Raw genomic sequence first — 12,953 nt, 5'->3', positions numbered from 1 at the left:
GTGGTGCAGCGCCCACGCGTCAGCCGGCCGCGCTCAGAGCCGGCGGCTGCTGAGCACCGACGAGCGGTCGATCTTCAGGACCCCGCCGTCGTCGACGAGCGTGTACGACGTGCGCTCCTCGTAGCGGCGGCCGTCGGCGAAGGCGTAGCGCAGGGTAGCGACGACCGATCCCGGTGCCGACCCCGACGCCTGACGGACGCTCACGGAGTCGACCGACGACCAGAAGCGCTCGTACGTCGAGCGGCTGCCCGCCGTCGTCGACCGGTAGCGGTCGGTGAGGCGGGCCCACCCGGCGTCCCTGTTGTCGGGGAGCAGGGCGTAGTAGTCGCGCACGGCCTTCGCGAGCTCGGCGTCGGTCGTGCCGGCGGGCGCCGTCGAGGGTGTCGTGGACGGCGCCTTCGAGGGCGTCGACGGCGTCGACGGCGTGGGGGTGGGCTTGGCCGGCGTGCTCGCCGAGGGCTGCTCGGCCTTGGACGTGCTGGGAGCCGGAGTGCTCGGCCGCGGTGCGGCGCTCGAGGTCACCGGGGGCGGTGCGGCCTGGCCGGCCGAGGGGCGTTCGCCCTGCAGGGCCCAGACGACCAGTCCGAGACCCACGAGCACGATGACGCCCGCCAGCAGGAGCAGGCGCCGGCGTCGCTCGGCCGGTGCCTCCCGGGTGGTGCCCGGAGGGATGGCGTATGCCGGGTGGCCGCCCCGGTCCTCCACAGCGGGCTCGCGAGTGGGCTCCTCGACGGGCCCCATGGTGGGCTCCGGGGCGGGCTTCTCGACCGGCTCCACGGGCGCTGCGGCGGCGGACGTCGCGGGTGCCGCGGCTGCCAGGCGGGAGGTGGGCGCCGTCGTCGGCGCCGACGGTTCGGCGGCTCCTGCAGCGGCTCCTGCAGCGGCGGCGGCCCCTGCCACGGGCAGCACCCGCGTCCGGTTCGGGCGGTCCGTGTCGGGCCGGTCGTCGACGTCCCGGGTCGCGCGCCCCGCGGCGATCTCGGCGAGCTGGTCCGAGACCTCCCGCATCGACGGGCGGTCCTCGGGCGCGGCGGCGAGCATCGCGAGCAGGAGCGCGGTCAGGGGTCCGTCCGACGGCGGGTCGATCGAGCCGGAGGCGACCCGGTGCAGCAGCGCCATCGCGTTGTCGCCGGTGCCGAAGGGCGGCGAGCCCTCGACGGCGGCATAGAGCGTCGCGCCGAGGGAGAAGACGTCCGAGGCCGCGCTCGACGACGTGCCGCGGGCGACCTCGGGTGCGAGGTAGGCCGGGGTCCCGGTGACCATCCCGGTCGACGTGAGCGAGGCGTCACCCAGCGCGTGGGAGATGCCGAAGTCGGTGATCCGCGCCGTGCCGTCGTCGGCGACGAGGACGTTGCCGGGCTTGACGTCGCGGTGCACGATGTCGGCCCGGTGCGCGGCGGCGAGGGCCGCGGCGAGCTCGCTCCCGATCCGGGCCACCTCGCGCGGCGGCAGCGGCCCGCGCTCGGTCAGCACGGCCTGGAGGCTGCGCGAGGGGAGGTACTGCATGACGAGGCACGGCGAGCCCTCGTGGTCCACGACGTCGAAGACGGGAACGGCGTTGGGATGGTGCAGGCGCGCCGTGATCCGGGCCTCGCGCATGGCACGGTCATGGGCGACGCGGGCCTCGTCGTCCGGCAGGCCGACGGGGGAGTGCAGCTGCTTGACGGCCACGGCGCGGTTGAGCCGCTCGTCCCAGGCCAGCCACACGTGCCCCATGCCGCCGGTGCCGATCCGGTTCATCAGCCGGTAGCGGTCGGCGATGAGGACGGGAGGTGCTTCCGCCATCCTCGTCTCCTTCCGGTGCGCGCGCGGGATCGGGCTCGTCGCTGCGTGGTGCGTGGTGGTGCATGGGTGGTGGTGCGTCTGGGTCGTACCCACACCAGCGCCCCATGCTGCCACTGGTCCGCCCGACGCATCGAACCGGGTGCTCGAGGCGCCGCTGCGGGTGCGCCGTCCCCGTCCACTGGGTACGCGGGGGGCATGGCTCCAGCAGACGACCACGTGCGCGACCCCTCGAAGCACAGCGACCGCGCTCCCGACTCTTCCGGCGACGTCGCTCGCGACTCCGCCCACGACTCGGCCCGCGACCCCGCCCACGACTCGGCCCGCGACTCGGCCCGCGACCCCGCCCACGACTCGGCCCGCGACTCGGCCCGCGACTCGGCCCGCGACTCGGCTCCCGAATCGCCCCGTGACTCGGCGCCGGACAGCCCGACGGACCTGCCGCGCTCCTCCCTCGTCGCCGTGCTCAAGCGCGCGCGCGTCGAGTTCAAGCGTGACAACCTCACCGACCTCGCGGCGTCGCTGACCTACTACGGCCTGCTCTCGATCGCGCCGGCCCTCGTCGTGCTCGTCGCCGCTCTGGGGCTGCTCGGCCGTGATGCCACGGCCCAGGTCGTCGACCAGGTGCAGGCCGTGGCACCGGGCTCCAGCGCCGACTTCGTGCGCACCCTCATCGCCCAGGCGCAGGCCAACCGGACCGGTGCCGGCCTGGGCGCGGTGCTCGGCCTGCTCGTGGCGTTGTGGTCGGCCTCCGGCTACGTGTCGGCGTTCATGCGAGCCTCGAACGTCGTCTACGACATCCCTGAGGGCCGTCCGATCTGGAAGACCGTGCCGATCCGGGTCGGGGTCACCCTCTTCGCCGTCGTCGTGATGATCGTCAGTGCGGTCATCGTCGTGGTGAGCGGTCCGGTCGCCGAGCAGGTCGGGGGGCTCGTCGGGGCGGGCGACACGGCCCTGCTCGTCTGGGGCGTGCTCAAGTGGCCCGTCCTGCTGATCCTCGTCTCCGTGCTCTTCGCGGTGCTGTTCTGGGCCAGCCCCAACGCGAAGCAGGGCGGCGTCAAGTGGGTCAGCCCCGGCGGCATCATCGCCGTGCTCATCTGGCTCGTGGTCTCCGGGCTCTTCGCCGTCTACGTCGCCTTCTTCTCGTCGTACAACAAGACCTACGGCTCACTCGCCGGGGTCGTGGTGTTCCTCGTGTGGCTCTGGCTGACGAACATCGCGATCCTGCTCGGGGCCGAGGTCAACGCCGAGCTCGACCGCAGCCGCGCCATCGCGGAGGGGGTGCCCGAGGACCTCGAGCCGTTCGCGGAGCCGCGCGACACCCGTGCCATGGACGACATCGACAAGCGGGCGGTCGCCGAGGCCGCCGAACGCAGGTCGAGCTGACCTCCGGGGCCCCCTAGAGTGGGGCTCGTGGGAGACGACGCACGCGTCGTGCCGGGCGTGTGGGCACCCCGCGGGGGGCGGTGACCGGTGAGCCAGTGGCAGGACGACACGAGACAACGCCTGCGCGCCCTGCGCCGGGCGCTGCACCAGCCCGGCCCCGAGCGCGACGCGCTCCTGCTGCTCGTCAAGGCCGCCATCGCGACGGTGCTCGCGTGGCAGTTCGCCGTCCGGGTGCTCGACAGCCCGGTTCCGTTCTACGCACCCATGGCGGCCCTGCTCGTCGTCGACCGCACGATGGTGCGCTCGCTCTCGGCGAGCGCGCAGCGCATCGCAGCGGTGGTCCTGGGCCTCAGCGTCGCCTGGGTCGTGGCGACCGTCTTCGGCGTCTACTGGTGGACGATGTTCGGGGTCATCCTCGTCTCGCTCGTCATCGGGCGGTGGTCGAGGCTCGGCGACCACGGCATCCAGGTGCCGGCGATGGTGCTGCTGTCGCTCATCACCGCAAAGGGGACCAACGAGGAGTTCACCTACCTCACGATCGTCGAGACGATCGCGGGCGGCGTCATCGGGGTGGCCACCAACGCGATCGTGTTCGCGCCGCTGCACCTGACCAAGCCCCGCCAGCGGGTGTCGGCCCTGGCCCGGCAGGTGCGCGAGCTCCTCGACGAGATGGCGGAGGGGCTGCGCGGCGACTGGGACGCGACGGCGGCGAACCGGTGGTACCGCCGCGGCACCGAGATCGCCGAGAAGGCGCCCTATGTCCTCGAGGACATCCGCACGGGGCGCGAGAGCATGCGGTTCAACCTGCGCGACAACATCCGGCCGGCCGACATCGACTGGGAGGGCTACGAGCACACCGTCAAGACGCTGCGCCGGATGCTCTGGCAGGCCACCGGCATCGCCCGGACCCTCGTCGACGCCGCGGACGAGCGACGGCACCAGCCCACCCCGTCGGAGTCGTTCCTCGCGGAGTACGCCGACGCCCTCGGAGGTCTGGCGCGGGCGGTCTCGCAGTTCGGGAAGCACGACGACGAGGCGGCCGCGAAGTTCGACAACGGCATCCGGACGGCATACGACGTGCTGACCAGGCTTCGCGAGGAGGTGCGCACGACCCCGCTCGAGGACCCCGACGAGTGGCCCGTCTACGGCTCGCTCATCAGCGACTCGTTGCGGGCGCTCGCCGAGCTCGAGGCCGCCCGCGAGTCCGCGGTCGTGCCCACCGACACGGGGTCCCTGCGGCTGCCGCCGGCGTCGTCGCCGGTCTGGTCACGCCTGCGGCAGGGGCGCAGGAGTCCCTGACGGAGGCTGCGTAACCTGCCCGGCGCTCTGCTCGTTCCCAGACAGACCGTCGACGACAGGAGACCGCCGTGCCGCACCCGAGCTCCAGCCAGGACCCGTCGACGAGCCCGCCGTCCGCCGAGTGCCGGTGCTGGACCTGGCCGGCTGCGCAGCAGCGCCGGCTCTCGGGGGTCCTCGGCGTCGGACGGTCGCGGCAGCGGCGCCTGCGCTCGACCCTGTGCCGGGTCACGGACGACGGTCGCGAGCACCCCTCCACGCCGCACGCTTGACTTCGAGTGCACTCCAACCCCGACCATGGGGGGTGACTGTCACCGCACCGGCCGAGGGACTGACCATCGCCGAGGCCGCCGAGCGCACCGGCCTGACCCCGCACACCCTGCGGTACTACGAGCGCGACGGGCTCATGCTCCGGGGCGTGCGCCGCACGAGCTCCGGCCACCGCGTCTACACCGAGCGCGACCTGACGTGGGTCACGATGCTGACGCGCCTGCGCGCCACGGGGATGTCGATCCGCGAGGTCAAGGCGTATGCCGCCCTGTGCCGTCAGGGCGACGGCAACGAGACCGAGCGACTGGCCCTCCTGCAGACCCACCGGGCCCGGGTGCTCGCGCAGCTCGCCGAGGTCCACGACCACCTCGCGGCGATCGACGTCAAGATCGAGATGTACGAGGCCAGACTCACGCACGTCGACGCCTGACCGTACGCCGATCTCCTAACGACGCAGCGCGTCCCGCAGGTTGACGACGAGGACGACGACCGCGACGGACACGAGGACCCAGTAGCTGACGATTTGCCAGTGGCCTGCGAACTCGCCCGCGAGCACCACGGCGCCGATGACGAGGACGACGCGGACGGCATACGCCAGGAAGAAGCCGCGGGTGAAGGCCTCGATGCCGAGGAGCAGCGCGAGCAGCACGACGACCCCCAGCGGACGGTCGGTGACCTCGGGCTTGAAGAGCCCCGCGACGAGGTAGATGACGATCGGCGTGCTGACGACGGCCCAGGCCCCGAGCAGCCGGTCGCGCGAGCGCTCGCTGGAGGTGATCGGGGTCCGGCGGTGGGACAGGTGCGCGTGCGGCGACGGCGTGGAGGTAGTCGCCGGGCAGGTAGGCGCCCGAGTGGGATCCGGCGCCGGCATGGACGACGGGGTGCCGTCCGTCGACCGTCGCGAGGTCGGGGTCGTCCCAGCGGCGCCGGAGGTCGTCGCCCGTCTCGTCGTGGGCGCTGAAGACCACCCAACGGGGCGGGGGCAGGCCGTCGTCGTCGAGCGTGCCGGTGCCGTCGAGGTAGACCGTCACCTGCTCCCAGTCGCCCTCGTGCTCGTTGACGCCCGAGAAGCCGGACCGCCAGTTGTTGAAGGCGTAGAAGAACCAGTACTGGCAGACGACCCACCCGTCGCTGCGCACGACGCGGCCGTAGTACGTCGGGCGGTCGGGGGAGAGGTGCTCCTGCTGCGCGGCGTACGCGGCTGCTGCGCTGCCACCGGGCACCGAGCCGCGCAGCAGCAGCGAGAGGCGGCTCAGCGTGTCGATGCTCCGGCCGAGCAGGCCCACCTGGGCCAGGCGGCTGCCGGCACGGAAGCCGGGTCGGGCGCCGGGCCGCGCCCGCCGGAGGCGGCCACGCACGCAATGGCTTGGCCGCAGGCGTGGGCTGTGTCTCCCCCGTCGGCCGACCCGGCGCGTGGTTAGGTGGAGCCATGCGCGTGACTCACCTCGGACATGCATGCCTCCTCGTCGAGGCCGCCGACCGTCGCATCCTCATCGACCCGGGCAGCTTCTCGTCGGGGTTCGAGGACCTCTCCGACCTCGACGCGGTGCTCGTGACCCACAACCACGCGGACCACTTCGACGCCGAGCGGGTCGCCGCGCTGCTGCGCTCCAACCCGAGCGCCACGGTGCACACCGACCCCCTGACGGCGGAGAAGCTGCGCGCCGAGGGGCTCGACGCGGTGCCGTCACGGCAGGGCGAGGACTTCGCCGTCGGCGACGTGACCGTGACACCCGTCGGCGAGCTGCATGCGTTCAACCACGCGAAGATGCCGCGCATCCCCAACGTCGGCGTCGTCCTGCGGGCCGACGGCGAGCCGTCGCTCTACCATCCCGGCGACGCCTACGACGGCGAGCCCGGACAGGTCGACGTGCTGGCGCACCCCCTCAACGCGCCCTGGGCTGCCAGTCGCGACTCCATCGACTTCGTGGGCCGCATCGCGCCCCGGGTGTTCATCCCGATCCACGACGCGCTGCTGAGCGAGCTCGGGCACCGGATGTACTCCGGCCACGTCGAGCAGTTCTCGGGGGTGGAGGGCCTGACCTACGTCCCCCTCCGAGACGCCGAGTCCGCGACCTTCTGACGCTCGACGTCGGGGGAGCGACATGAGCGACATCACCGATCTGCCTGCGCCGCAAGGAGGCCCGGCCGACGGGCCGGCCATCGCACTGCGCGGCCTCGGCAAGCGCTTCGGCGACCTCATCGCCGTCAAGGGCATCGACCTCGACGTGCCGCGGGGCTCGTTCTTCGGTCTCGTCGGACCCAACGGTGCCGGCAAGACGACGACCCTGTCGATGGTCACCGGGCTGCTGCGACCCGACGCCGGCCAGGCGTTCGTCCTCGGCCGCGACGTCTGGTCCGACCCGGTCGCGACCAAGCGCCTCATCGGGGTCCTCCCCGACGGGCTCAAGCTCTTCGACCGCCTCACGGGCCTCCAGCTCATCACGTATGCCGGGCTGCTCCGGGGCATGTCCCGCGAGCTCGCGTCGGAGCGGGCTGCCGAGCTCGTGGCCGCCCTCGGCCTGACCGAGGCCCAGGGCAAGCTGGTCGTCGACTACTCGGCCGGCATGACCAAGAAGGTGACCCTGGCGTCGGCGCTCGTGCACGGCCCACGGGTGCTCGTGCTCGACGAGCCGTTCGAGGCCGTCGACCCCATCTCGGCCGCGACGATCCGGCGGATCCTCTCCGGGTTCGTCGAGTCCGGTGGCACGGTCGTCCTCTCGAGCCACGTCATGGACCTCGTCGAGCGCATCTGCACCCATGTCGCCGTCATCTCGGACGGCACCGTCCTGGCCGCGGGCGAGCTCGACGCCGTCCGGGGCGGCCGCACGCTCGAGGAGCGCTTCGTCGACCTCGTCGGCGGGTCCACCGAGGTGGTGGGGCTGTCGTGGTTGCGCACCTCGTCCGACTGAAGCTCACCCTGCTGCGCAACATCTTCCTGCGCAGCCGGGCCCAGGCGATCGGCGCCGTCGTCGGCATCGTCTACTTCGCCGTGCTCGTGGCCGGGCTCGCCGTCATCCTCGCGACCTTCCGGGCCTCGCTCGATGCCGCGCGCGTCGTCATCCCGCTGGCCGGCGCCGCCGGGATCATCCTCTGGACGGTCGTGCCGCTCTTCTCGTTCGGGTCGGACCCGACGCTCGACCCGGGGCGCTTCGCCACCTTCGCCGTGCCGCACCGCGACCTCGCCGTCGGCCTCCTGGCGGCCGCGCTCGTCGGGCTGCCCGCGATCGCCTCGACGGTGCTCGCGCTCGGTGTCGTCGTGGCGTGGTCGCACACCGCGCTGTCGACGGCCGTCGCCGTCGTCGCGACCGCCATCGGCCTGCTCACTGCCATCACGACGAGCCGCTGGGTCTCGGCGATCATGACGAGCGCCATCTCGAGCCGCCGGGGGCGTGACGTCGTCGCGGTGCTCGGGCTGCTGCTGCTCGTCGTCCTCGGCCCGGCCGTGTCCGTGGTCGCCAACCTCGGGAGTGACCTGCGCGGGATCGCCACGACGGCTGCGGGGATCGTCGCCTGGTCGCCCCTCGGCTGGGCCTGGGCCGCGCCGGGCGACGTGGCCGCCGGTGACCTGGGCGTCGGGATCGTCCGGCTGCTCCTGGCCGCAGGCCTGCTCGTGGTCGTCTTCCAGCTCTGGTCGAGGGTGCTGCGCGACGAGATCGACAACCCGCGCGCAGTGTCGCGCACCGACTCGGGTGCGTCGCTGGGCGACGACCTCGGACTGCTAGCGCGGCTGCCCGGCACGCCGCCCGGCGCCGTGGCCGCGCGGGTGCTGACCTACTGGCGGCGTGACCCGCGCTACCAGATCAGCATGGCCATGACGCCGCTCGTCCCGCTCGCGCTGCTCGTGCCGTTCATCGCCGGCGACGTCCCGTGGACGCCGCTGCTCATGGGCCCGCTCGTCGCCTTCCTCCTCGGCTGGAGCGAGCACAACGCGGTCGCCTACGAGTCCGACGCGCTCTGGCTGCACGTCGTGTCCGGGGTGTCGGGCCGCGACGACCGGCGCGGGCGCATCGTGCCGGCACTGCTGCTCGCCGCCGTCCTCGTGCCCGTCTACGTCCTCGTCGGGGTCGCCGTCGCCGGACGGTGGGACCTGCTCCCGGCCGTGCTCGGCCTGTCGGTGGGCCTGCTCGGGTCGGGGTATGCCGTGTCGAGCGTCATGAACGTCGTGCTGCCCTACCCCGTGCCGGAGTCGGGGGAGAGCCCCTTCAACGCGCCACCGGGGGCCGCGGGGATCACCATCGCGGCACAGTCGATCGCCAGCCTCGCGACCATCGCGCTCACGGCCCCGACGGTCCTGCTCGCCTGGCTGGCGTGGCAGGGGTCGGCGTGGGCCGGTTGGGCCGCCGGACTCGTCGGGGTCTGCCTCGGCGTCGTCGTGGGTCTCGTCGGGGTGGCGACGGGTGCCCGCCTCTACGACCGGCGCGCGCCGGAGCTGCTGTCGACCCTCCGACGCGCCTGAGCGTTCCCTGCGAAGTTCCGGTTCCGGTGCGCACCGGCCCCGCAGCGACCTACTCTTACGTCGTGTAGTAGATCTGCGCCGGGCAGGAGGACTCACATCTTCGCGCTCCCGGAGGCCAGACATGATCACCCAGTTGCTCGCCGTGTCACAGCCGGTGCCCGCAGGGCCAGTCGTCCAGTGGGGCTGGCTGACGATCACCGTCGCCAACCTCGTCGTCATCCTCGCGATGGTCGTCGTCTTCGTGCTGGCGCTCGTGCTGCCGTTCCCCTCCGACCGTGAGGACGAGGACCGATGAGCAGGGCGGAGGTCTCCCCGCGCGCCACGTCGGCGGCGTCCTCGGCCGGTGCGGGACGCACGACCTGGACCACCGCCGTCACGCGGTGGGTCGAGGGCCTCGTTCCCAAGGGCCAGTGGCTGCCTGACCGGCAGCCGGTCTACGTCGCGTCGTGGATCTACGTGTTCGGGGTCGCCTGTCTCAGCAGCCTCGTCGTCATCATCGTCTCGGGCCTGGTGCTGACCCTCGGCGGTGTCACGTGGTGGCACACGAGCTCGTTCGGGCACTTCGTCAACTCCGTGCACCTCTGGAGCGTCGAGCTGTTCTTCGCCACGATGGTGATCCACCTGTGGGGCAAGTTCTTCATGGCCTCGTGGCGGGGCAACCGCGGAATGACCTGGGCGACAGGCGCGCTCGCCTTCTTCGGCTCGTTGGGGACGGCCTTCACGGGCTACCTCATCCAGACCAACTTCGACTCGCAGTGGATCTCGACCCAGGCCAAGGACGGGCTCAACGCTGCCGGCATCGGGGCGTACTTCAACGTCATGAACCTCGGGCAGATGGTGCTGTGGCACGTCTCGCTCCTGCCCCTGGTCGTCGGCGCCATCGTCGCCGTGCACGTGGTCCTCGTGCGGCGTCGGGGCGTCGCGCCACCCATCGGCGCGACGGACCCGACGGCTGATGCCGGTGGGCAGGTGGCGCCATGAGCAGGGGGACCGGTGGATGGGGACCCACGCCCGACGCGCACGCCTTCCCCACCCGCCGCTACGACCTCGTCAAGGAGTTCGTCATCGCGCTCGCGGTGGTCTCGTTCCTCTCCGTCGTCGCCGCGCTCGTCTTCTCCTCGCCGGACGAGCCGGCGATCTCCTTGCAGCAGTGGGCTCCTCAGGCTCCGTCCGACGTGGTCGCCACGGCCGCCGGTGAGCTGGCCGGGACGACGACGAGCGCCGGCTACGGTCCGCCGTACAACACCGCGAGCGAGGGGCAGAGCCTGGGGCCGGTCGACCTGCAGTCGCTGCCGGGTGTCACCCAGCCGGTCGACTCGGCCAAGGACCTCGTCCTCGACCCGGTGCGCACCCTCACCTCCGACGCCGCCTCCAGCGCCGCCGTTCGGGTGTGGGACGCGGCGTCCGCGGACCGGCAGCAGGCGTGGGCCTCGGCCTACGTGGACGCGCTGGCCGCCGCGCCGGACGGTGACCCGGCCAAGGTCGCAAGCGGGGACTACGGACCGGTCCCGGCCATCGCCGCAGCCGAGCTGCGACTGGCCGAGAGCGGCTCGCTCGAGGGCCTGCTCACGTCGCGCACGAGCTTCTTCGGGGTCGACAGCACCAAGGCGCTGCTGCTCCTCGCGGACGGCACCCACCTCGAGGACGCGGCGCGCGCGCAGAACCTCGGCGGGGACCAGTGGGGCATCATGAACGAGACGGGCAACTACCCGGGCCAGCCGTGGCTGTGGCTGTACTCGCTGTGGTACCAGGTGCCGCCGTTCTCGACGTCGGACAACGCCGAGATCGCCGTCTGGGCCCTGATGATCGTGCTCAGCATCGGCTTCGTCTGCATCCCGCGGATCCCCGGGCTGCGGACGCTGCCGAAGCACCTCGGGGTGCACCGCCTGGTCTGGCGCACCCGACGCTGAGAAGCGCACCGAGAAGCGCACGTTGGCGTATGCCGGGTGGCGGGCCACCCGGCACACGCCGACGTCTCGTCAGGCCAGGTCGACGGCCAGGTGCGCGGCGCCGATGATGCCGGCCTGGTTGCGCAGCTGCGCCGGGACGATCGGGCAGCGCAGCTTGAGCTTCGGCAGGAAGTCGTCGCTGTCCTTGGAGATGCCGCCACCGACGATGATGAGGTCGGGGGAGAAGAGCTTCTCGATGGTGTCGTAGTAGGTCTGGAGCCGCTCGACGTACTCGTCCCAGGACAGGCCCTCGATGTCCTTGATCGACGACGCGGCGCGGTCCTCGGCGTCGTAGCCGTCGATCTCGAGGTGGCCGAGCTCGGAGTTCGGGACGAGCCGGCCGTCGTGGATGATCGCGCTGCCGATGCCGGTCCCCAGGGTCGTGAGGATGACGAGGCCCTTGACCCCCTTCGCGGCGCCGTAGTACATCTCCGCGAGCCCGGCTGCGTCGGCGTCGTTGAGGACCGTGACGGCACGGCCGGTGTGCTCCTTGATGAGCGCCTCGGCGTCGGTGTTGATCCACGACGGGTCGATATTGGCGGCCGACAGCACGGTGCCGCGGATGACGACGGCCGGGACCGTCACGCCGATGGGGGAGTCGCCCGTCACGTCGGCGAAGTGGTCGACGATCTGGTCGACGACCTCGGCGACGGCGTCGGGCGTGGCCGGCTTGGGCGTCAGGATCTTGAGCCGCTTGCCGGCGAGCTCACCCGCCTTGAGGTCGACCGGGGCACCCTTGATGCCGCTGCCGCCGATGTCGATGCCGAGGGGCTTGCCGTGCTTGGCCATGGTCCGTGCTTCCTTGTCGAGGACGTGGTCGGGTCAGCGGGTGGTGCTGGTGGTGCGAGTGCGGGGTGCGCGTGAGTCCCCGCGCAGCAGGACGGCTCAGGCGGCGCCTGCGCCTTCCTCGGGAAGGGTCAGGATCTCGTTGCCGTCGTCGGTGATGACGATGGTGTGCTCGAACTGGGCCGAGCGCTTGTGGTCGCGGGTGACGACGGTCCAGCGGTCGTCCCACATGTCCCACTCGTGGGTGCCGAGGTTGAGCATCGGCTCGATGGTGAACGTCATGCCCGGCTCGATCACCGTCTCGTAGTGCGGCGCGGCGTCGTAGTGCGGGACGATGAGGCCGGAGTGGAACTCGAGGCCGATACCGTGGCCGGTGAAGTCGCGCACGACGCCGTAGCCGAAGCGCTTGGCATAGCTCTCGATGACGCGGCCGATGACGTTGATCTCGCGGCCGGGCCGGGCCGCGCGGATGCCGCGCATCATGGCCTCGTGGGTGCGCTCGACGAGCAGCCGGGACTCCTCGTCGACGTCGCCGACGAGGTAGGTCGCGTCGGTGTCGCCGTGCACGCCGTGGATGTAGGCCGTGACGTCGATGTTGACGATGTCGCCGTCCTCGAGGGGGCGCGCGTCGGGGATGCCGTGGCAGATGACCTCGTTGACGCTCGTGCACACCGACTTGGGGAAGCCCTTGTAGCCGAGCGGCGAGGGGTAGGCGCCGTGGTCGAGCATGTACTCGTGGGCGACGGCGTCGAGCGCGTCGGTCGTGACGCCGGGAGCGATGGCCTTGGAGGCCTCGACCATGGCCGTCGCGGCGATGCGCGAGGCGATCCGCATCTTCTCGATGGTCTCGGCGTCCTTGATCCGCACGTCGCCGTCCTCGCGCGGGTTGGGCACGTCGACGTAGTGCGGCCGTTCGATCGAGGCGGGCACCGGTCGGCGCGGACTGAGGGGGTGTGGCGACACCCGCGGCTGGAGCAACGGCATACGGTGGAGTCTAGGTCGTCGGCGGGTGGCGTCCACGCGTG

At 72.1% G+C, this 12,953-nt stretch carries 14 protein-coding genes; 10 read left to right on the top strand and 4 right to left on the bottom strand.

Annotated elements, in window-relative coordinates; genetic code table 11:
- Positions 1-33 precede the first annotated feature (33 nt).
- Positions 34-1,785 carry a serine/threonine-protein kinase gene (locus U5C87_RS16940; protein WP_330473667.1) on the bottom strand — a complete coding sequence of 584 codons (1,752 nt, stop codon included), beginning with the start codon at positions 1,783-1,785 and terminating at the stop codon, positions 34-36.
- Between the two features lie 195 nt (positions 1,786-1,980).
- Between U5C87_RS16940 and U5C87_RS16935 the strand changes: the two genes are divergently transcribed.
- The 4 genes from U5C87_RS16935 to U5C87_RS16920 all read left to right on the top strand — a co-directional run bounded on the left by U5C87_RS16935 (position 1,981) and on the right by U5C87_RS16920 (position 5,164).
- Complete coding sequence (locus U5C87_RS16935; protein WP_330473666.1) at positions 1,981-3,168, top strand: YihY/virulence factor BrkB family protein; 1,188 nt, start codon at positions 1,981-1,983, stop codon at positions 3,166-3,168.
- 87 nt (positions 3,169-3,255) lie between these two features.
- Entirely contained in the window at positions 3,256-4,467 is a 1,212-nt protein-coding gene (locus U5C87_RS16930; protein ID WP_330473665.1) for an FUSC family protein, read from the top strand.
- Positions 4,468-4,535: 68 nt separating this feature from the next.
- Entirely contained in the window at positions 4,536-4,736 is a 201-nt protein-coding gene (locus U5C87_RS16925) for a hypothetical protein (RefSeq protein WP_330473664.1), read from the top strand.
- A gap of 32 nt (positions 4,737-4,768) precedes the next feature.
- Positions 4,769-5,164: a MerR family transcriptional regulator gene (locus tag U5C87_RS16920; protein WP_229674791.1), complete on the top strand. Its 396-nt coding sequence runs from the start codon at positions 4,769-4,771 to the stop codon at positions 5,162-5,164.
- A gap of 15 nt (positions 5,165-5,179) precedes the next feature.
- On the opposite strand, the gene U5C87_RS16915 is transcribed toward U5C87_RS16920, so the two are convergent.
- Complete coding sequence (locus U5C87_RS16915; RefSeq protein ID WP_330473663.1) at positions 5,180-5,605, bottom strand: hypothetical protein; 426 nt, start codon at positions 5,603-5,605, stop codon at positions 5,180-5,182.
- A 558-nt stretch (positions 5,606-6,163) separates the two neighbouring features.
- On the opposite strand from U5C87_RS16915, the gene U5C87_RS16910 reads away from it, so the two are divergent.
- The 6 genes from U5C87_RS16910 to U5C87_RS16885 all read left to right on the top strand — a co-directional run bounded on the left by U5C87_RS16910 (position 6,164) and on the right by U5C87_RS16885 (position 11,103).
- The gene (locus U5C87_RS16910) at positions 6,164-6,817 is read left to right on the top strand and encodes an MBL fold metallo-hydrolase (protein WP_330473662.1); all 654 of its coding nucleotides are present in this window, start codon (positions 6,164-6,166) and stop codon (positions 6,815-6,817) included.
- A gap of 22 nt (positions 6,818-6,839) precedes the next feature.
- On the top strand, positions 6,840-7,646 hold the full coding sequence (locus U5C87_RS16905) for an ABC transporter ATP-binding protein (protein WP_330473661.1): 807 nt from the start codon (positions 6,840-6,842) through the stop codon (positions 7,644-7,646).
- On the top strand, positions 7,622-9,193 hold the full coding sequence (locus U5C87_RS16900; RefSeq protein ID WP_330473660.1) for a hypothetical protein: 1,572 nt from the start codon (positions 7,622-7,624) through the stop codon (positions 9,191-9,193). The genes U5C87_RS16905 and U5C87_RS16900 overlap by 25 nt, the downstream gene beginning before the upstream one ends.
- A gap of 121 nt (positions 9,194-9,314) precedes the next feature.
- A complete protein-coding gene (locus U5C87_RS16895; protein WP_156035042.1) occupies positions 9,315-9,488 on the top strand; it encodes a hypothetical protein in 174 nt (57 codons plus the stop codon).
- Positions 9,485-10,174 carry a cytochrome b N-terminal domain-containing protein gene (locus U5C87_RS16890; RefSeq protein WP_330473659.1) on the top strand — a complete coding sequence of 230 codons (690 nt, stop codon included), beginning with the start codon at positions 9,485-9,487 and terminating at the stop codon, positions 10,172-10,174. The genes U5C87_RS16895 and U5C87_RS16890 overlap by 4 nt, the downstream gene beginning before the upstream one ends.
- Positions 10,171-11,103 carry a hypothetical protein gene (locus U5C87_RS16885; RefSeq protein WP_330473658.1) on the top strand — a complete coding sequence of 311 codons (933 nt, stop codon included), beginning with the start codon at positions 10,171-10,173 and terminating at the stop codon, positions 11,101-11,103. Before U5C87_RS16890 ends, U5C87_RS16885 begins: the two co-directional genes overlap by 4 nt.
- 69 nt (positions 11,104-11,172) lie before the next feature.
- Here U5C87_RS16885 and ppgK read toward each other — a convergent pair whose 3' ends face one another.
- A complete protein-coding gene (gene ppgK / locus U5C87_RS16880; RefSeq protein ID WP_330473657.1) occupies positions 11,173-11,931 on the bottom strand; it encodes a polyphosphate--glucose phosphotransferase in 759 nt (252 codons plus the stop codon).
- A gap of 96 nt (positions 11,932-12,027) precedes the next feature.
- The gene (map, locus tag U5C87_RS16875; RefSeq protein ID WP_330473656.1) at positions 12,028-12,912 is read right to left on the bottom strand and encodes a type I methionyl aminopeptidase; all 885 of its coding nucleotides are present in this window, start codon (positions 12,910-12,912) and stop codon (positions 12,028-12,030) included.
- Positions 12,913-12,953: the final 41 nt, after the last annotated feature.

This window comes from Terrabacter sp. C0L_2, from assembly GCF_036352015.1.
Classification (GTDB): domain Bacteria; phylum Actinomycetota; class Actinomycetes; order Actinomycetales; family Dermatophilaceae; genus Terrabacter; species Terrabacter tumescens.
The sequence above is the reverse complement of the archived record's forward strand: the minus strand, read 5'-3'. Positions and strand labels throughout refer to the sequence as shown.